This window comes from Nocardia sp. FBN12 (genome assembly GCF_050320175.1).
Lineage (GTDB): Bacteria > Actinomycetota > Actinomycetes > Mycobacteriales > Mycobacteriaceae > Nocardia.
In genome coordinates, this window is record NZ_CP190048.1 from 2,928,632 (window position 1) to 2,947,173 (window position 18,542).

Consider the following 18,542-nt stretch of genomic DNA (forward strand, 5'->3'; position numbering starts at 1 on the left):
AGCCGGTCAACCGACCCGACCGGGTGAGTCGGGTACCCACAGTGGTTCGAGGCAGGGCGGCCCGCGCGCGGGCCACCCGTAGTCCGCTCGTCCGGGGTGGTCATCCACCGACCTTGGGCTCACCGGCGGGCATCGACCTGGTGTTTCCGCCCAGTGGGAGAACGCGGTGCCGATCGTGGGACACCGGCCCTACGGTGAGGCCGACGACGTCTGATTCCGTCGCCGACAATCAGGAGGACCAGTGACTGTGCGAACTTTCCCGACCACCGGGCCGGGTGCGGTTCCTGATCCGGAAGTCGCGGCGATGCTCGCTACGCTCGATGCCGGATTCCCCGATGTCGCCACGATGGCGGCGGCCGACGTGCGTGCCGCGATCCGCGCCAGACGCGCCCCGCTGCAACGACTTCCCGAGATGCGACAGGCGCGCGACATCACCATCGACGGGCCGGGCGGCCCGCTGCCGCTGCGCGTGTTCCGCCCGCACCACGACGGCGAGTCACTGCCGGTGATCGTGTTCGCGCACGGTGGTGGTTTCGTCTTCTGCGACCTCGACAGCCACGACGAGTTCTGCCGTTCGATGGCGGCGGGTGTCGGTGCGGTGGTGGTGTCGGTCGACTATCGGCTCGCGCCCGAGCACGCCGGGCCCGCGGCCCATGACGACATGTTCGCGGCGCTGCGGTGGGCCGCGGAGAACGCAGGCGCCTATGGCGGCGACGTGTCGAGGATCGCGCTGGCCGGCGACAGCGCGGGCGGCAATCTCGCGGCCACCGTGGCCATCGCGGCGAGGGATGCCGGTGGTCCGGAAGTCGCCGCACAGATCCTGATCTATCCGGTGATCGACGACGACTTCGACACCGAGTCCTACCGGAAATTCGGGACCGGCCACTACAACACGACCAGCGCCATGCGGTGGTACTGGCAGAACTACGCCCCGCACGGCACCGACGATCCGCGTCTGGTGCCGACCAGAGCGGCCTCGCTCGCCGGTCTACCGCCCGCGGTGGTGATCACCGCCGAACTGGACCCGCCGTGTTCGGCCGGGGATGCCTACGCCCAGCGCCTGGCGGGTGACGGTGTCGAGGTCCGGCATCGCCGCTACAACGGACTGTTCCACGGATTCCTCAGCATCCCGTCCCTGTCCGCCACCACCACCGCGCGTACCCACATCTGGGCGATGGTGCGCGACGTGCTCGATCCGGCGTAGAACGTCCGCTCCGGCCGGTAGCTGAGCAGGCTGATACCAGCGCAATGCAAGCGTCATTCGGTGCCCCACGGCTTCAGCCACGCACCCGTCGCGGTCGGGGCAGCTACGCGGTCGTGCCGCCCGGATTGATGGCGAGCACACAAGCGACGGGCGGTTCGAAGTCGAGTGTTTCGACTCGCAGACCCGTGAAACCGGCTCGGGTGAGCAGGTCCTCGAGCTCTCGGGCCGCGCGGACCGTCGTGTCACGGGTGGCGCCGGGGGTGCGGGGCTGGCTGACGAGCGCGATGCGTCCTTCGGGGCGGAGCACGCGGCGCAGCTCGCGAAGCCGCTCCACGGGGTCGGGCCAGAACCCCACGGAGTTGACGGCGAGTACGGCATCGAGCGGAGCGCCGAAACTCGGCAACTGCGCCACCGACGCCTGCGTGAGATGCACGCGGCCGGCCCGGATCGCGACGGCGTTGCGGCGGGCGGCATGCCGGACCATGGCCCGGGAATGGTCGATGCCGAAGACCTGGCCGTGGGTGGCCCGCTCGGCGAACTCGGCGATCGCGACGCCGGGACCGAACCCGAGCTCGAGTACCCGGTCGGTGGGCCGCACATCCAGCAGTGACACTGCCCATTTGTTGCGCTGCCGATTGGAGGGGCGAAGATCGAACACCCACCCGGCCATCCAGCCGACCACGCCCCGAGGACGACGGGCTTGACGCACCAAGTAGGTGATCGCGTGCTGCTTGACAGCTGTTGTTTCCATGCTCGCCAGTCAACGGCTTCAAGTACGCTCGAAGTCAAATGAGTGACCAGCTGACGATCGGCGAGCTGGCGAGCCGCACCGGTGTCGCCACTTCCGCGCTGCGTTATTGGGAGGAGCTGGGCCTGCTCGCGCCACCGGCCCGGGTCGCGGGCCAGCGGCGGTATCCGCCCCCGACGGTCGGCCTGGTCGGTGTGGTCCTGGCGCTACAGAACGTCGGCTTCACGTTGCGAGAGATCAAGGCGTTCTTCGCCTCTCGTGCGCTGGCTGAGGCCGGGTGGCGAGATCTGTACCAGCGCAAGCTCGCCGAGTTGGATGAGCGGATCGCTCAGGCATCGGCAGCACGCGACGCCATCGCCCATGGCATGGTCTGCCCGCATACCGACATCGTCGAATGCCCCCACTTCACGAGCGGAGTCACCGCGCTCCTGGCGGGATCCTCCCTCGAAGAGGCGCACGCGCAGATTCACGCACACCGGCAGAACTAGTCCGGCGGACCCGCTTCCTCCTCGCGCACCCGCTGTTCGATCTCGCGCCAGCGCCCCGGCGTCGGATGGGGGTAGTCGGAGCGGTCGTCGTGTTCGGCACCGGCCAGCACGGTGGCCGCGTTGTCGATGTCGTCGATCAGCTGCTGGGCGAGGTCGCGTTCGGTCGCGTAGTGGCGCTGCGCCCATTGCAGCACGAGCTGCGAGTAGGCCCAGCCCGGTTCGGATTTCGCGGCTTCGGCATCTATGGCGGCGCGTTGCGCGAGCTTGTCGACGTCGGCGATGTGGTCGTGCAGGATCTGCTTGAGCCGATCCGGGGAACCGAGGTGGCCGAACATGACCCGCAGCAGCACATGGTGTTTGAGCACCGACGGATCCACGGGGGCCTTGTTCCACCACGTCGTCACCGCAGCCCGGCCCTCGGCGGTGATCTGGTAAAGCCGCCGGGCGCGCATGGTGTTGTCCGGATCGAGCCGCGAGCTCGCGAAGCCGTGCTGCTCGAGCTTCTTCAGCTCGGCGTAAATCTGGCTGTAGGAGGGCGTCCAGTAGACGTAGCGCAGGCTCCAGTCCGCCCACTTCTTCAGGTCGTAGCCGGAGATCTCCTCCTCGTACGAGAGCATGGCGAGCACCGCCCAGCTGGTCGGCGGCAGGTTGGGCACGCCGGAGTCGGGGTCAGGGTTAGCCATGGCTGAATGCTAGCAACCGGCCTTAACGGAATTCCCCCTTCGGCAACCACTGACCGGGAGGCGGTCTTGAGCCGCTCCCCGATCTTCCCGGATTCTGGGAAGCATCGGATTCCGTTCGGAAGGACAACTATGAACGCGGACAACGTCGTCGTCGACGCAGGTATCCCGGCTCCCGCCGACCTGCGCAGAGTGCTCGGGCACTTCGCGACCGGCGTCGCGGTGATCGCCGCCCACGATGGGACGCGACCGCTCGGCTTCACCTGTCAGTCGGTGGTGTCGGTGTCACTCGACCCGCCGTACGTGTCGTTCTGCCCGGCCAAGAGTTCGACCAGCTGGCCGCTGCTGCGCGAGGCGGGTTCCCTGTGCATCAACATCCTGGCCCAGGAGCAGAGCGCGCTGTGCCGTCAGTTCGCGGTGAGCGGGGCCGACAAGTTCGCCGGTATCGAGTGGGAAAGGGCGGGCAACGGCGCACCGGCGCTGGCCGGGGCGCTGGCCCAGATCGAGGTGACGGTGGAGCTAGAGCACGATGCGGGCGACCACACCGTGGTGCTCGCCCGCATCGGTGACCTGCGGGCGACCGAGGGCGCCCAGCCGCTGCTGTTCTACAAGGGCGGGTTCGGCGGCTTCGCGGCCTGACACGAACGACGGGGTGGTCCATTGTGGACCACCCCGTCGTCGTCTGTCACGCCTCGATGACGTCGAAGCCCTTGTACCCGGCGGCCGCGACCTCGGCGATGATCTGGCCGTAGACACCGAAGCCGCCGACGAAGGGCATGAACACCCGTGGCCTGCCCTCGATGTTCGCGCCCAGATACCACGAATTCGCCTGTGTCATCAGCGTTCCCGCGGCCCGGTCGACGCACTCGCGCACCCACTCCGCCACCGCGTCCTGGCGCGCTTCGATCGCCACCGCTCCCCTGCTGTCGAGGAAGCCGATGGCCTCGGCCACCCAGTCGACGTGCAGTTCCGAGTGCAAAACCATGTTGGCCAGCACCGACGGACTGCCGGGACCGGTGAGGTTGAACAGGTTCGGGAAGCCCGCCATCCCCAGTCCCAGATAGGTTTTCGGCCCTTCGCGCCACGCCTGGTTGAGTGTCTCGCCGCCGCGGCCGACGATGTTCATCCGCGACACCGATCCGGTCATCGCGTCGAATCCGGTGGCGAGCACGAGGGTGTCGAGGGGGTAGTGCGTGTCGGTGGTGTGCACGCCCGCGGCGTCGATCCGGGTGATCGGAGTCGACTTGAGGTCGACCAGGTTCACATTGTCGCGGTTGAAGGTCTGGTAGTAGTTCGTGTCGGTGCAGATCCGCTTGGTGCCGATGGGGTGATCGTGCGGGACGAGCAGATCGGCGACGGCAGGGTCCTCGATGACGGAGCGCACCTTCTCCTCCCAGAATTCCCGGGCGGTGTCGTTGGCGGCGAGCGTGGTGAGCTGGTCGGGGAAGGTCTTGCTGAACAGCACACCGCCCAGCGCCCAGCGCTTCTCGTAGGCCTCGCGCCTCTCCTGCTCGCTCACCTCGACCGCCGATTCCGGATGCGCCTGGTGGGGCGAACCGCCGCCGCTGGCCATCGACAGCCGCCTGCGCTCGGGATAGTTCGCCTTCTGCGCCGCCCGGTCCTGCTCGGTCAGCGGTGTATTGCCCGCGGGCACACTGTAATTGGCGGTGCGCTGGAATACGTGCAACCGCTCGGCCTGTTCGGCCACACACGGGATCGTCTGGATGCCGGAGGATCCGGTACCGATCACGCCGACTCGCTGACCGGCGAGATCGACCCCCTCGTGCGGCCAGTGCGAGGTGTGCAGGATCTGCCCCGCGAAGGTATCGAGTCCGTCGATGGCCGGGGTGTTCGCGTTCGACAGCGGCCCGGTGGCCAGCACGACGAACCTCGCCGAGACCGCGCGGCCGGTGTAGGTGTCGACCTGCCAGCGCAGGGTCTGCTCGTCGAGCACGATGTCGGTGACGCGCGTGTCGAATTCGATGTCGCGGCGCAGGTCGTAGCGATCGGCGACGTGCTCGAGGTAGGCCAGGATCTCGGGCTGGGTGGCGTACTTCTCGCTCCAGTTCCACTCCTGTTGCAGCGCGTCGTCGAAGGAGTACGAGTAGTCGACGCTCTCGACATCGCAGCGCGCGCCCGGGTAGCGGTTCCAGTACCAGACGCCGCCCACACCGTCGCCGGCTTCGAACACCCGCACGCTGAGACCGCTGCCGCGGAAGCGGTGCAGCGCGTAGAGGCCGGCGATGCCCGCACCGACGACGACCACGTCGACGTCGGCCGGGCCTTTCGCTGGTGCCGATGGGGTCTCGGGGTTCACAGTGCCTACCTTTCGATGGAGACCGGTTTCTCAGCGGGCGACGCTAAGGACACGCACCGCGTTCGAGCAGGCCCCCTTCCCGCTGACCGGCACATTCGCCCTCCCGGTGATCGGGAGACCCACCTCACAGGCATCGGCGCCGGGCCTACCGTCGAGCGCAATTCGAGGTGGTATCAGGAGGAAACAGTGGTGGACTGGAACGAAGAGGTCGATGTGCTGGTCGCGGGATCGGGTGGCGGCTTGGCCGGCGCCTACACCGCTGCCCGCGAGGGCCTCAGCGTCGCGGTGGTCGAGGCGACCGACAAGTTCGGCGGCACGACGGCCTATTCGGGCGGCGGCGGGGTGTGGTTCCCCTGCAACCCGGTGCTGGAGCGCGAGGGCACCGACGACACGATCGACGACGCGCTCACCTACTACAGGGCCGTGGTCGGTGACCGCACCCCGGACGAGCTGCAGCAGACCTATGTCCGACGGGGTCGCGATCTCATCGAATACCTCGAAGCCGACGATCATTTCGCGTTCATGGTGCTGCCGTGGCCGGACTACTTCGGTAAGGCGCCCAAGGCCCGGCTCGACGGTCAGCGCCACATCATGCCGACGCCGCTCCCGGCGGCCGAGATGGGCCCGCTGCGCGAATCACTGCGCGGAACGCTCGACACCGACCGGCTCGGCGCTCCCCCGCAGGACCTGCTGATCGGCGGGCAGGCGCTGATCGGCCGGATGCTGCGCGCGATCTCGAGCTATCCGCACGCGCAGCTGCACCTGAACTCGCCGCTGGTGCAACTGGTGGTCGAGGACGGCGTGGTGACCGGCGCGATCGTCGAACGCGACGGCGCCAGGGTCGCGATCCGCGCGCGGCGCGGGGTGATCCTCGCGGCGGGTGGATTCGAGCAGAACGACGCGCTGCGCAAGCACTACGGCGTGCCGGGCGAGGCGCGAGACACGATGGGGCCCTGGGGAAATCAGGGCAAGGCGCACGAGGCGGGCATCGCGGCGGGCGCCGACACCGATCTGATGGATCAGGCGTGGTGGTCGCCGGGACTGACCCATCCCGACGGGCGTTCGGCGTTCGCGCTCTGGTTCACCGGCGGCATCTTCGTCGACCAGGAGGGCAAGCGCTTCGTCAACGAGTCAGCCCCCTACGACCGGCTCGGCCGCGACGTGATCCGGCAGATGAACGACCGCGGGCTCACCCTGCCGTTCTGGATGATCTACGACGACTCCGAAGGCGAGGTGCCGCCGATCAAGGCCACCAACGTCTCCATGGTCGAGACCGAGAAATACGTCGACGCGGGTCTGTGGCACACCGCCGACACCCTCGCCGAGCTGGCCGAGAAGATCGGCGTGCCCGCGGCGAACCTGGAGGCCACCGTCGAGCGGTTCAACGGGATGGTCGCCACCGGCGTCGACTCCGATTTCGGACGTGGCGACGAGGCCTACGACCGGGCCTTCTCCAACGGCGAACCGCCGCTGGTGACCATCGAGAAGGGCCCGTACCACGCGGCGGCGTTCGGCATCTCCGACCTGGGCACCAAGGGCGGCCTGCGCACCGACAGCGCCGCGCGTGTGCTCGGCCGCGACGGCGAACCGATCCCCGGCCTCTACGCCGCGGGCAACACCATGGCCGCCGTGAGCGGCGAGGTCTACCCCGGCGGCGGCAACCCGATCGGCGCGTCGATGCTGTTCAGCCACCTCGCCGTGCGGCACATCCTCGGCGAATGACCACCCCGGTCCCTCCCGCTGGACGGGAGGGGCCGGTCACTCGGGCCACCGAATGTGGTTCTGTTCACATATTCACCCCCTTCAACTTTTTCAGGAGCGACACGATGGCTTCAGCGGACGACATTCGCGCGACGGTGCGCAAATATGTGGAGGCCGTCGGCACCGGTACGGCCGCCGACGTCGTCGCCCTCTACCGCGAGGACGCGACGGTGGAGGACCCGGTCGGCAGCGAACCGCACGTCGGCCACGCCGCGATCAAGAAGTTCTACGACAACATCGAGCCGCTGGAGCGTTCGACCGAACTGTTCTCGGTCCGCGTCTCGGGCGACAGCGCCGCGTTCAGCTTCCGGGTGGTCACCAAGTTCGGTGAGCAGACCTTCACCCTCGATCCGATCGATGTCATGACCTTCGACGAGGACGCCCGCATCGTGAGCATGCGCGCGTTCTGGTCCCAGGACGACATGGTCGTCGGCTGAGCGAGGCGAAAATGACTGCGACCGAACAACACTGGGATCACGAAGTCGGCTTCCTCGTGGTCGGCACCGGCGCGGGCGGGTTGACCGCCGCGCTCGCCGCCGCCGACCGCGGCCTCGACACCCTGATCATCGAGAAGGCCTCCGTCTACGGCGGCAGCACCGCGCTCTCGGGCGGCGGCGTCTGGGTGCCCAACAATCCGACGTTGCTCCGTGCGGGACTCGGCGATTCCCGCGCCGATGTGCGCGCCTACCTCGACGCGGTCGTCGGCGACCGCGTGCCGTCGGCGAACCTCGACGCGTTCATCGACGAGGGCCCGAAGATGCTCGCCTTCCTCGAGACCAGCCCGCACCTGCGTTTCCAGTGGTGCACCGGCTACTCCGACTACCACCCCGAAGCGCCCGGCGGCCGGCCCGCGGGCCGGTCCATCGAGCCGCTGCCGGTCGATCTCAAACAGCTCGGCCCGGACGAGGATCTGCTGCGTCCCGCCGCGCTGGCGACACCGCCCGGACTGTTCATCACCTCGAAGGACTTCGTCCAGCTCAACATGGTGACCCGCACCTGGAAGGCACGCTGGACCGCGCTGCTGACCGGCCTGCGGGCGGTCAAGGCGATCATGATGCGCAGGCACATGGACACCCTCGGCCGCGCACTGATCGCCCGGCTGCGACTGGCCGTGCGCGATGCCGGGGTGCCGCTGTGGCTCGACACCCCGCTGCGTTCGCTGATCACCGACGACTCGGGCGCGGTGCTCGGCGTGCTCGCCGAACGCGACGGCCGCGAGATCCTGATCAAGGCGCGCGACGGTGTGCTGCTGGCCACCGGTGGTTTCGAATACAACCAGGCCATGCGCAAGGACTACCTGCCCGAGGGTGGGCGCGACAACTTCAGCGCCGCGTCGACGGACAACACCGGCGACGGCATCATCGCGGGTGAGAAGATCGGCGCGGCAGTCGATCTCATGGACGACGCGTGGTGGATGCCGTCGTTCCAGCGCCCCGAAGGCATCAACCAGGTGCTGGTGTCGGAGCGGTCGATCCCGCGCTCGATCATCGTCGACAGCACCGGCAATCGCTTCACCAACGAGGCGTCGCCGTATGTGACCTTCGTGCATGCCCAGCTCGAGGGCAGCCACGATCCGGCCTGGCTGGTCTTCGACGCGAAGGCCAAGAGCCGCTACCCCATCGGTGGCATCGTGCCCGGCCAGAAGTTCCCGGCGTCCTGGCTGACGACCGGCCTGATGCAGACCGCGCCCGACATCGAGGGACTCGCCACCGCGATCGGCGTGCCCGTCGACGCGCTGCGCGACACCGTCGGACGCTTCAACGGTTTCGCCCGCGACGGCCACGACGCGGACTTCGGTCGCGGCGTCAGCGCCTACGACAACTACTACGGCGATCCGACCCTGGCCACCCCCGCGCTCGATGTGCTGGACAAGGGCCCGTACTACGCGCTGCGGGTACGGATCGGCGACCTCGGCACCAAGGGCGGCTTGGTCTACAACGCCGACGCCCAGGTGCTGCGCGCGGACGGTTCCGCCATCCCCGGCCTCTACGCCGCGGGCAACACCTCCGCCGCGGTGATGGGCAACGACTACGCCGGCGCCGGCGCGACGATCGGTCCGGCCATGGTGTTCGGGTACATCGGCGCGCGCCACGCCGCAGGCGAGCGGTAACGGCCGTGCAACCCGTCGAATGCGCCACCTGCGGCAACAAGGTGCTCGCCGAGAAGTTCAGTCCGAGCCACACCAGCATCCAGTGGCTCGACAACGCCGAGTCCGCGTGCCCCGAGTTCGCTCGGCGCGCGGCACTCGGTGAGCACAGCAACTGGATCCCCACCTGCCCCGCCCTGCGTGATTCCGTCGAGAACGCAGTCCGCGCGGGCGTATTGGCGACCGATCAGCTCCGCCACGAACCGGTTCCCGGCCGGCTCGGCTGACACTCGAGACCAGGAGTACAACCATGAACAGACTCGACAACCACCGGACGCTGGTCACCGGCGCTGCCTCGGGCATCGGCCAGGCCACCGCCCTGCGACTGCTCGACGAGGGTGCCCGCGTGGTCGCCGCCGACGTGTCGGCCGAGGGCCTCGCCGCGACCAGCGCGCAGGCCGCCGAGCGCGGCACCGCCGATCGGCTCACCACCCTCACCATCGATATCGGCGACGAACAGTCGGTGATCCAAGGCGTCCGATCCTCGATCGAGACCCTCGGCGGCCTGGATTCACTGGTGAACGCGGCAGGCATCCTGCGTGCCTCGCACACCGATCAGACCCCACTCGACCTGTGGGACCTGATCATCCGGGTGAACCTCACCGGCACCTTCCTGGTGGTTCGCGAGGCGCTGCCCACGCTGCTGGCCAACCCGCGCGCGACCGTGGTGAACTTCAGCTCCACCTCGGCCGCGTTCGCGCACCCGTACATGGCGGCCTACGCGGCGAGCAAGGGCGGCATCCAGTCCTTCACCCACGCCATCGCGCTCGAGTACGGCGGCCAGGGTCTGCGCGCGGTCTGCGTCGCGCCCGGCAGCATCAAGTCCGGAATCACCGAAGCCACCGGTGGATACGTGCCCTCCGACGCCAACTGGGCGCTGTTCGGCAAGCTGTCGCCGATCCTGCCGACCGACCTCGAATCCGGCGGCGCGGGCATGGGCGACCCGGCCGCGGTGGCGGGCGTGATCGCCATGCTCGTCTCCGAGGACGGTGCGTTCATCACCGGCACCGAGATCCGCATCGACGGTGGGACGCACGCATGACCGACCTGAGCTACGAGGGCACGCTGCGCGAGATCACCACCGACGCAGGCGTTCTGCGTTACCACGAGGCAGGCGAGGGACCGCCGCTGCTGCTCCTGCACGGATCGGGGCCCGGCGTCACCGGGTGGCGCAACTTCCGCGGCAACCTCGCCGTGTTCGCGGAACGATTCCGCTGTCTTGTCCTGGAGTTCCCCGGTTTCGGGGTGAGTGACGACTTCGGCGGACATCCGATGATCACCGCGCTGGATTCGGTGGTCCGTTTCGTCGACGCGCTCGGCCTGGACAGCGTCGATATCATCGGCAACTCGATGGGTGGCGGGGTGGCGCTCAACTACGCCATCGCCCACCCGGAGCGGGTCGGCAAGCTGGTGACGATCGGCGGCATCGGCCGCAACCTGTTCAGCCCCGGCCCCGGCGAGGGCATCAAGCTGCTGCAGGAGTTCACCGAGGAACCCACCCGTGAGCGGCTGATCCAGTGGCTGCACTCGATGGTGTACGACCCGGCGATGGTCACCGAGGAACTGATCGAGGAGCGCTGGACCCAGGCCACCGATCCCGCGACCCTCGACAGTGCCCGCCGGATGTACAGCAAGGCCGCGTTCGCGATGATGATCAAGGCGATGGAGGCCTCCGACGCGCCGCCGCCGTGGGCGATGCTGCACAAGGTGGCCGCGCCAACGCTGATCACCTGGGGACGTGACGATCGGGTGAGCCCCCTCGATATGGCACTGATCCCGATGCGCACGATTCCGCGCGCCGAACTGCACGTGTTCCCGAACTGCGGGCACTGGGCGATGATCGAACGCAAGAACGAATTCGAGTCGGCGGTACTGGCCTTCCTCACCCGCAAGGACGCCGCGAGCTGAGACAAGAAAGTGCGCGGGCTGCCATCCGGCGGCCCGCGCATTTTCTGTTTTCCGCGGCTAGCGCTGAGTACTGCCCGCGTCGATGGGCAACGTCACCGCGGTGATGAAGCGGCCCTCGTCCGAGCCGAGGAACAGGGCGGCATTGGCGATGTCGACCGGATCGACCCACGGGATCGGCAGCATGTTCATCGACACGGCGGCTTCGGCGAACTCCTCGCGGGTGGGATTCTCCCGGTCGGGCCGGAACACCTTGCGCACCATGTCGTTCTGGATCATCGGAGTGTCGACATTGGTCGGATGCACCGAGTTCACCCGGACATGATGCGGGGCAAGCTCTTTCGCCAGCGATCGCATCAGGCCGACCACCCCGTGCTTGGCGGCGGTGTAGTGCGCGACGCCGACCAGACCGCGCAGTCCCGCGATCGAGCTGGTCAGGATCATCGCGCCGCCCCCGCGCGCGATCAGGTGCGGGGTGGCGGCTTTGCACGTCTGCCACACGCCCGTGAGGTTGACGTCGATCATCGTCTGCCACTGCTGTTCGGTCAGTTCCAATGCCGCACCGCTGGAACTGATTCCGGCGGTGGCGCACACGATGTCGAGCCCGCCCAGCTCCGCGACGCCCGCGTCGACCGCGGCCCGCAGTGCGCCACCGTCGCGAACGTCGACGGTGGCGGCGACGATCCGCGCGCCGGTCGCCTCGACCGCGCGCACGGTCTCGGCGAGGTCCTGCGGCGTCGCACCCGGCGACACCACCGTCTCGACCGGTCCGCAGATATCGACGGCGACGATGTCGGCGCCTTCCTCGGCCAGCCGGATGGCCTGTGCGCGCCCGATACCACGCGCCGCGCCGGTGATCAGCGCGATCTTGCCCGAAACCCGTCCCATGTCACACCTTCTGAGTAAGTCCGGCATCCACCACGAGTTGGATTCCCGTCACGAAACGGGACTCGTCGGATGCGAGGAAGAGCACGGCGTTGCTGACGTCGACCGGATCCACCCACGGAACCGGGAGAATGGTGCGGCGAGCCAGCACCTCCGCCGCGTCCTCCCGAGTCGGATTCGGCAGGTCGGGACGCAGTTTCGCGTACACCGCGTCGTTGAAGATCATCGGCGTGGCGACCGAGCCGGGATGCACCGTGTTCACCCGGATCCCCCGCGGGCCGAGTTCGTTGGCCAGAGTGCGGGCGAGTCCGACCACGGCGTGCTTGCTCGCCGAGTAGTGCGCGGCGGCGGCCGCGCCGATGATGCCGTTGGTGGAGCTCACGATCACGACCGAGCCGCCGTCGCTCAGCGCCGGAACAGCCGCGCGCACGGTATGCCACATGCCGGTGAGGTTGATGTCGATGGTGCGTTGCCACGCCTGGTCGGTCAGTTCCCAGGACAGACCGAGGTCGGTGTAGATGCCGGCGTTGGCCACGATCACGTCGAGGCGGCCGAACGCGGCGACGCCGTCGGCGACCGCCACGTCCAGGGACGCCTGATCGCGCACGTCGGCGAAGCCGGTGACGCACTGACGACCTGTTGATTCGACTTCCTTTGCCGTCTCGGCCAATTCGGCCGCGGCTGCCTCGATGTCGAGTGCGATGATGTCGGCGCCTTCCTCGGCCAGCCGACGGCAATGGGCGCGGCCCATTCCCCCGGCCGCACCGGTCACCAGCGCGACGGTGTGTTGCATGCGGTTCATCGGCCCGACGCTAGGGTCATCGCCCACCGCGTCTGCCCTGGTCTTCCCGGTCAGTGGGCAGTGCACGGCGATGTCCCGACCACCGGGAACCATGGCTGCGCAGCGTCGCCGCGCCTGCGACGGTTGCTCCGCAAGACCAGTTCTGTGATCGAGGAGGACACCAGTGACGAGGGCGACTGTCGACGTTCCGCGTGGCTCGCGGGTGGTGACGCTGCGCGTATCGGCGGTGATCGAGGAGACGGCCGACGCGCGGTCGCTGGTGTTCGACGTGCCCGAAGAGCTCGCCGACCGCTTCGCCTACCGGCCGGGCCAGTTCCTCACGCTGCGTATCCCGAGCGAGCGGGCCCAACCGGTGGCCCGCTGCTATTCGCTGGCGAGTTCGCCGTTCACGGGTGAACCGCCGCAGGTCACGGTCAAGCGCACCGCGGGCGGCTACGGCTCGAACTGGTTGTGCGACAACATCGCCGTCGGTGACACCGTCGACGTACTGCCGCCGCAGGGCACTTTCACCCCGGCTTCCCTCGACACCGATCTGCTGTTGTGGGCGGCGGGCAGCGGCATCACACCGGTGATGTCGATCCTGCGTTCCGCCCTGGCACACGGCACGGGCCGGGTGGTGCTGTTCTACGCCAATCGCGATCAGCAGTCGGTCATCTTCGCCGATGCCCTCCGCGATCTCGTCGCGCGGTATCCGGGCCGGATCACCGTGGCGCACTGGCTCGAATCGCTCCAGGGCCTGCCCACCGCGGCCCAGCTGGCCGAGTTCGCCGCACCGTATCCGTCCTTCGAGTCGTTCGTGTGCGGGCCGGGACCGTTCATGTCGGCGGTGACCGGGGCGCTGGCCGGCGCGGGCTGGCCGCGCGAGCGCGTCACCACCGAGGTGTTCGTCTCGCTGTCCGGTGACCCCTTCGCCGAGCCCGAGCCGCTCGACCCCGCCGATACCGAGGACGCGGCGCAGGTGGAGGTGGAACTCGACGGGACCGTGCACGCGCTGAGCTGGCCGCGCTCGCGCACCCTCGTCGACGTCATGCTCGCCGACGGACTCGACGTCCCGTACTCCTGCCGCGAAGGCGAATGCGGCTCGTGCGCGTGCACCGTCGTCGACGGCGAGGTCACCATGATCAACTCGGCGATCCTCGATCAGGACGACATCGACGCCGGTTACACCCTGGCCTGCCAGGCCCGTCCGCGCACCGATCAGGTTCGTATCCGCTTCTGAACGAGAGGTGTTCTGTGGCAACCGATACCGCACGATCCGACGTCGGCTTCGGCTCGGACCGTGGGCCGGTGCTCGCCTCGCTGATGCTGGCCACCGGACTCGTCGCGCTCGATTCGACGATCCTGGCGACCGCGGTGCTGTCGATCACCGACAGCCTCGGCGATTTCATGTTGTTCCCGTGGCTGTTCACGAGCTATCTGCTCGCGCAGGCTGTCACCGTGCCGATCTACGGCGCGCTAGCCGACACGTTCGGCCGCAAGCCGGTGATGCTGTTCGGGATCGCGGTGTTCGCGCTCGGCTCGCTGCTGTGTGGGCTGGCGAGCAGCATGCTCGCCCTGATCGTGTTCCGCGCGATCCAGGGCATCGGCGCAGGCGCCATCCAGCCGACGACCATGGTGATCGCGAGTGACCTGTACACGCTGGCCGAGCGTGCCACCATCCAGGGTTATCTGGCCGGTGTCTGGGCGGTGGCGTCGGTGACCGGCCCGCTGCTCGGCGGCATCTGTGCCGACTACCTCGGCTGGCGGTGGATCTTCCTGGTCAACCTGCCGCTGGCCGCGCTCGCCGCGTGGATGCTGGTGCGCAATTTCCACGAGTCGGTGTCCCGGCGCCACCGCAGTGTCGACTACGCCGGGTCGGTGCTGCTCACGCTCGGCGCGGGTGCGCTGGTGCTCGGGCTGCTCGAGGGCGGCCGGGCCTGGGCGTGGGGGTCGCCGACCGGCGTCGCGCTCTTCGGCGGTGCCGCGCTGTCTCTGATGCTGTTCGTGGTCGTCGAAGCGCGGGCAACGCAACCGATTCTGCCGCTGTGGGTGTTCACCCGGCGGGTGGTGATCGCCAGCAGTGTCGCCGCCATGCTGGGCGGGGCGCTGCTGTTCGGGTTCACCACGTATGTGCCGATGTTCAATCAGGGTGTGCTCGGGTCAAGCGCGCTGGTCGCGGGGCTGGTCACCGGTGCGCTCACACTCGGCTGGCCGCTGGCCGCCGCCAGAGCGGGAAAGGTGTACTTGCGCTTCGGCTTTCGCACGTGTGCCGTGCTCGGCAGTAGCGTCGCGGCGATCGGCGCGGCGACCACGCTGCTCCTCGACGAGAACTCGCCGCTGTGGCAAGTCGCCGCGTCGTGTTTCGTGGTGGGTGCGGGCATGGGCCTGGTGGCGACACCGACGCTCATCGCGGCCCAGACGAGCGCGCGGTGGGCCGAACGCGGTGTCGTCACCTCGGCCACCATGTTCGCGCGGTCGCTCGGCAGCGCGGTGGGGGTGGCCGTGTTCGGCGCGATCGTCAATGCGCGCCTCGATGGGGTGGGTGCGCCGACACCGCAATCACTCTCGGCCGCAGTGCATCTCGTCTTCGTCTCCATCGCGGTCATGACGGTCGTGCTGGTGGCCGCGTGCGCGGCGATGCCCCGCCGGACCTGAAGAATTTCCTGTCCATCCAGCGGGAGGTGCCTGCCCGGTGCGCGGTGCCGACCACCAGCATGAAGTGGCAAAGACCAGACGAGAACAGGGAGCCAGGATGCTGACAACGGGCATGCGCACCGCGCTCGCGGCCGAACTGGCGCGAGCGGAACTGGATCGGGTGGCCGTGTCCCCCATCGCCGACCGGTATCCGGGCATCGATGTGGTGGACGCGTACGAGGTCCAGCTACTCAATATCCGGCGCAGGCTGGACGACGGCGGGAAGGTCGTCGGGCACAAAGTGGGGCTGTCGTCGAAGGCGATGCAGCAGATGATGGGAGTCGATGAGCCCGACTACGGTCACCTGCTCGCCGACATGGAGGTCTTCGAAGACGTCCCCGTCGACACCTCGAAGTTCCTCCTTCCCCGGGTGGAGGTCGAGGTCGGGTTCATCCTCGGCGCCGATCTGCCCGGTGCGGACTGCACCGAGGCCGACGTACTCGCCGCGACTGTCGCCTACGCACCGTCGATCGAACTGATCGATTCGCGGATCACCGAGTGGAAGATCGGACTGGCCGACACCATCTCCGACAACGCTTCGTCGGCCGGTTTCGTGCTCGGCAAGGAGCGTGTCGCCCCGGGCGACATCGACATCACCGCGATCGACGCCGTGCTCACCCGCAACGGTGAGGTCATCGCCGAAGGCCGCAGCGACGCGGTCCTCGGCGATCCGGTGATCGCCGTCGCCTGGCTGGCTCGCAAAGTCGCGAGCTTCGGCGTGCGGTTGAAGGCGGGCGACATCGTGTTGCCCGGTTCCTGCACCCGCGCCATCGACGCCAGGGCGGGCGACGAGTTCCTGGCCGATTTCACCGGACTCGGCTCCGTCCGCCTGTCGTTCACCTGAGCCGATCTCACCCCGGCCTGCCCGGCCGCCATCCCCCAAGGAGGCCAACCGTGTCCAACGGTTCCGTCACCGCCGCGATCGTCGGATCCGGCAACATCAGCACCGACCTGCTCTACAAACTCCTGCGCTCGGAATCCATCGAGCCCCGCTGGATGATCGGCATCGACCCCGACAGCGAAGGGTTGAAGCGTGCCCGCGGGCTCGGCTTGGAAACCTCCGCCGAGGGCGCGGACTGGCTGCTCGCCCTCGACGAGAAGCCGGATCTGCTGTTCGAGGCCACCTCCGCCTACGTGCACCGCGCGTACGCGCCGAAATACGAGGCCGCCGGCATCCGCGCCGTCGACCTCACCCCGGCCGCGGTCGGCCCGGCCGTGATCCCCGCGGTTAACCTGGATTCGCTGCGGGACGCGGCGAACGTCAACATGATCACCTGCGGTGGTCAGGCCACGATTCCGATGGTCAACGCGGTCTCGCGGGTTGTCCCGGTGTCTTACGCCGAGATCGTGGCCTCGGTGTCCTCCGTGTCGGCCGGCCCGGGTACCCGCGCGAACATCGACGAGTTCACCAAGACTACCTCCAAGGGTGTCGAGACCATCGGCGGCGCGCAGCGGGGCAAGGCCATCATCATCCTCAACCCGGCCGAGCCGCCGATGATCATGCGCGACACCATCTTCTGCGCCATCCCCGAGGACGCTGATCGAGACGCCATCTCCGAGAGCATCTTCCGGATGGAGAAGTCCATTCAGGAGTACGTGCCCGGCTACCGGCTGCTCAACGATCCGCAGTTCGACGAACCGTCGCTGGTATCCGGCGGCTTGGCGAAGGTGTCGATCTTCGTCGAGGTCGAAGGCGCGGGCGATTTCCTGCCGCCCTACGCGGGCAACCTCGACATCATGACCGCCGCGGCGACCCGTGTCGGTGAGGTCATGGCCGATCAGATCCTGTCGACGCGGGTGTGATCATGACCGATTCATCAGCCCTCGACACCATCACCCCCGAGGCCCTGCGTCCGCCGCAGCCGAGCCGGGCGTAAGGAGACTCGACCATGCCATTCTCTGCTGAACTCGACATCCGGATCACCGACACCTCCCTGCGTGACGGCTCCCACCACAAACGCCACCAATTCAGCGCCACCGAAGTCCGCGACATCGTCGCCGCCCTCGACGGTGCCGGCGTCCCCGTCATCGAAGTCACCCACGGTGACGGTCTCGGTGGTTCCTCGTTCAACTACGGATTCTCCAAAACCCCGGAACAGGAACTGATCACGATCGCCGCCCAGACAGCGCGCAACGCCAAGATCGCCTTCCTGATGCTGCCCGGCGTCGGCGTCAAAGAAGACATCAAGATCTCCCAGGACAACGGCGCCTCGATCTGCCGCATCGCCACCCACTGCACCGAAGCCGACGTCTCGATCCAGCACTTCGGCTACGCCCGCGACCTCGGCCTCGAAACCGTCGGGTTCCTGATGATGTCGCACACCCAGCCCCCCGAGGCACTCGCCAAGCAGGCACGGATCATGGCCGACGCCGGTTGCCAATGCGTCTACATCGTCGACTCGGCGGGCGCGCTTGTCCTGGAACAGGTTTCCGATCGGGTCGCCGCCGTCGTCGCCGAACTCGGCACCGACGCCCAAGTCGGGTTCCACGGCCACGAGAACCTCGGCCTCGCCGTCGCGAACTCCGTCTACGCCGTCCGTGCGGGCGCCACTCAGATCGACGGGTCCACCCGCCGCTTCGGTGCCGGTGCGGGCAACACCCCGGTCGAGGCATTCGTCGGGGTCGCCGACAAACTCGCCATCAAAACCGGCGTCGACTTCTTCGCGATCGCTGACGCGGCCGAAGACGTCGTCCGCCCGGCCATGCCGCAGGAATGCCTGCTCGACCGCCAATCACTGATGATGGGCTACGCGGGCGTGTACTCCAGCTTCCTCAAGCACGCCGAACGCCAAGCCGAACGCTACAACGTCTCCGCCGCCGAGATGCTCGTCCGCGCAGGCAAACGCAAGCTTGTCGGCGGCCAGGAAGACCAGCTCATCGACATCGCGTTGGAACTCCAACGCGAAGCATCCGTCACCGTCTGACCGAAACCG

The 18,542-nt window shown here is 68.2% G+C and carries 19 protein-coding genes; 14 read left to right on the forward strand and 5 right to left on the reverse strand.

What is annotated here, in order from left to right; translation table 11 throughout:
- The first annotated feature begins 241 nt into the window (after nucleotides 1–241).
- A complete protein-coding gene (locus ACQHI0_RS14205) occupies nucleotides 242–1,204 on the forward strand; it encodes an alpha/beta hydrolase (RefSeq protein WP_427908408.1) in 963 nt (320 codons plus the stop codon).
- Nucleotides 1,205–1,307: 103 nt separating this feature from the next.
- Here the strand turns inward: ACQHI0_RS14205 and ACQHI0_RS14210 are convergent, their stop codons facing one another.
- Nucleotides 1,308–1,955: a class I SAM-dependent methyltransferase gene (locus ACQHI0_RS14210; RefSeq protein ID WP_427908409.1), complete on the reverse strand. Its 648-nt coding sequence runs from the start codon at nucleotides 1,953–1,955 to the stop codon at nucleotides 1,308–1,310.
- 38 nt (nucleotides 1,956–1,993) lie between these two features.
- Here ACQHI0_RS14210 and ACQHI0_RS14215 point away from each other — a divergent pair, with 38 nt between their 5' ends.
- The gene (locus ACQHI0_RS14215; protein WP_427908410.1) at nucleotides 1,994–2,440 is read left to right on the forward strand and encodes a MerR family transcriptional regulator; all 447 of its coding nucleotides are present in this window, start codon (nucleotides 1,994–1,996) and stop codon (nucleotides 2,438–2,440) included.
- On the opposite strand, the gene ACQHI0_RS14220 is transcribed toward ACQHI0_RS14215, so the two are convergent.
- Complete coding sequence (locus ACQHI0_RS14220; RefSeq protein ID WP_427908411.1) at nucleotides 2,437–3,123, reverse strand: PadR family transcriptional regulator; 687 nt, start codon at nucleotides 3,121–3,123, stop codon at nucleotides 2,437–2,439. The two genes, ACQHI0_RS14215 and ACQHI0_RS14220, sit on opposite strands and share 4 nt — an antisense overlap.
- A gap of 129 nt (nucleotides 3,124–3,252) precedes the next feature.
- Here ACQHI0_RS14220 and ACQHI0_RS14225 point away from each other — a divergent pair, with 129 nt between their 5' ends.
- A complete protein-coding gene (locus ACQHI0_RS14225; RefSeq protein ID WP_427908412.1) occupies nucleotides 3,253–3,759 on the forward strand; it encodes a flavin reductase family protein in 507 nt (168 codons plus the stop codon).
- A gap of 46 nt (nucleotides 3,760–3,805) precedes the next feature.
- Here ACQHI0_RS14225 and ACQHI0_RS14230 read toward each other — a convergent pair whose 3' ends face one another.
- Nucleotides 3,806–5,437 (reverse strand): flavin-containing monooxygenase, encoded by a 1,632-nt coding sequence (locus ACQHI0_RS14230; protein ID WP_427908413.1) that lies wholly within the window; start codon nucleotides 5,435–5,437, stop codon nucleotides 3,806–3,808.
- Nucleotides 5,438–5,623: 186 nt separating this feature from the next.
- On the opposite strand from ACQHI0_RS14230, the gene ACQHI0_RS14235 reads away from it, so the two are divergent.
- The 6 genes from ACQHI0_RS14235 to ACQHI0_RS14260 all read left to right on the forward strand — a co-directional run bounded on the left by ACQHI0_RS14235 (nucleotide 5,624) and on the right by ACQHI0_RS14260 (nucleotide 11,252).
- Nucleotides 5,624–7,159: an FAD-binding protein gene (locus tag ACQHI0_RS14235; RefSeq protein ID WP_427908414.1), complete on the forward strand. Its 1,536-nt coding sequence runs from the start codon at nucleotides 5,624–5,626 to the stop codon at nucleotides 7,157–7,159.
- Between the two features lie 104 nt (nucleotides 7,160–7,263).
- On the forward strand, nucleotides 7,264–7,635 hold the full coding sequence (locus tag ACQHI0_RS14240) for a nuclear transport factor 2 family protein (protein ID WP_427908415.1): 372 nt from the start codon (nucleotides 7,264–7,266) through the stop codon (nucleotides 7,633–7,635).
- Between the two features lie 11 nt (nucleotides 7,636–7,646).
- The gene (locus ACQHI0_RS14245; protein WP_427908416.1) at nucleotides 7,647–9,308 is read left to right on the forward strand and encodes an FAD-dependent oxidoreductase; all 1,662 of its coding nucleotides are present in this window, start codon (nucleotides 7,647–7,649) and stop codon (nucleotides 9,306–9,308) included.
- A gap of 5 nt (nucleotides 9,309–9,313) precedes the next feature.
- Nucleotides 9,314–9,571, forward strand: coding sequence for a hypothetical protein (locus tag ACQHI0_RS14250; protein ID WP_427908417.1), 258 nt, complete (start codon nucleotides 9,314–9,316; stop codon nucleotides 9,569–9,571).
- 23 nt (nucleotides 9,572–9,594) lie between these two features.
- Complete coding sequence (locus tag ACQHI0_RS14255) at nucleotides 9,595–10,386, forward strand: SDR family NAD(P)-dependent oxidoreductase (RefSeq protein ID WP_427908418.1); 792 nt, start codon at nucleotides 9,595–9,597, stop codon at nucleotides 10,384–10,386.
- A complete protein-coding gene (locus tag ACQHI0_RS14260) occupies nucleotides 10,383–11,252 on the forward strand; it encodes an alpha/beta fold hydrolase (RefSeq protein ID WP_427908419.1) in 870 nt (289 codons plus the stop codon). Before ACQHI0_RS14255 ends, ACQHI0_RS14260 begins: the two co-directional genes overlap by 4 nt.
- A gap of 57 nt (nucleotides 11,253–11,309) precedes the next feature.
- On the opposite strand, the gene ACQHI0_RS14265 is transcribed toward ACQHI0_RS14260, so the two are convergent.
- Complete coding sequence (locus ACQHI0_RS14265) at nucleotides 11,310–12,137, reverse strand: mycofactocin-coupled SDR family oxidoreductase (protein WP_427908420.1); 828 nt, start codon at nucleotides 12,135–12,137, stop codon at nucleotides 11,310–11,312.
- 1 nt (nucleotide 12,138) lies between these two features.
- Entirely contained in the window at nucleotides 12,139–12,936 is a 798-nt protein-coding gene (locus ACQHI0_RS14270; RefSeq protein ID WP_427908421.1) for a mycofactocin-coupled SDR family oxidoreductase, read from the reverse strand.
- Nucleotides 12,937–13,099: 163 nt separating this feature from the next.
- On the opposite strand from ACQHI0_RS14270, the gene ACQHI0_RS14275 reads away from it, so the two are divergent.
- The 5 genes from ACQHI0_RS14275 to dmpG all read left to right on the forward strand — a co-directional run bounded on the left by ACQHI0_RS14275 (nucleotide 13,100) and on the right by dmpG (nucleotide 18,533).
- Nucleotides 13,100–14,155 carry a 2Fe-2S iron-sulfur cluster-binding protein gene (locus ACQHI0_RS14275; protein ID WP_427908422.1) on the forward strand — a complete coding sequence of 352 codons (1,056 nt, stop codon included), beginning with the start codon at nucleotides 13,100–13,102 and terminating at the stop codon, nucleotides 14,153–14,155.
- 14 nt (nucleotides 14,156–14,169) lie between these two features.
- On the forward strand, nucleotides 14,170–15,570 hold the full coding sequence (locus tag ACQHI0_RS14280; protein ID WP_427908423.1) for an MDR family MFS transporter: 1,401 nt from the start codon (nucleotides 14,170–14,172) through the stop codon (nucleotides 15,568–15,570).
- Nucleotides 15,571–15,667: 97 nt separating this feature from the next.
- Entirely contained in the window at nucleotides 15,668–16,453 is a 786-nt protein-coding gene (locus ACQHI0_RS14285) for a 2-keto-4-pentenoate hydratase (RefSeq protein ID WP_427908424.1), read from the forward strand.
- 50 nt (nucleotides 16,454–16,503) lie between these two features.
- Nucleotides 16,504–17,412 (forward strand): acetaldehyde dehydrogenase (acetylating), encoded by a 909-nt coding sequence (locus ACQHI0_RS14290; RefSeq protein ID WP_427908425.1) that lies wholly within the window; start codon nucleotides 16,504–16,506, stop codon nucleotides 17,410–17,412.
- Nucleotides 17,413–17,498: 86 nt separating this feature from the next.
- On the forward strand, nucleotides 17,499–18,533 hold the full coding sequence (dmpG, locus tag ACQHI0_RS14295; protein ID WP_427908426.1) for a 4-hydroxy-2-oxovalerate aldolase: 1,035 nt from the start codon (nucleotides 17,499–17,501) through the stop codon (nucleotides 18,531–18,533).
- Nucleotides 18,534–18,542: the final 9 nt, after the last annotated feature.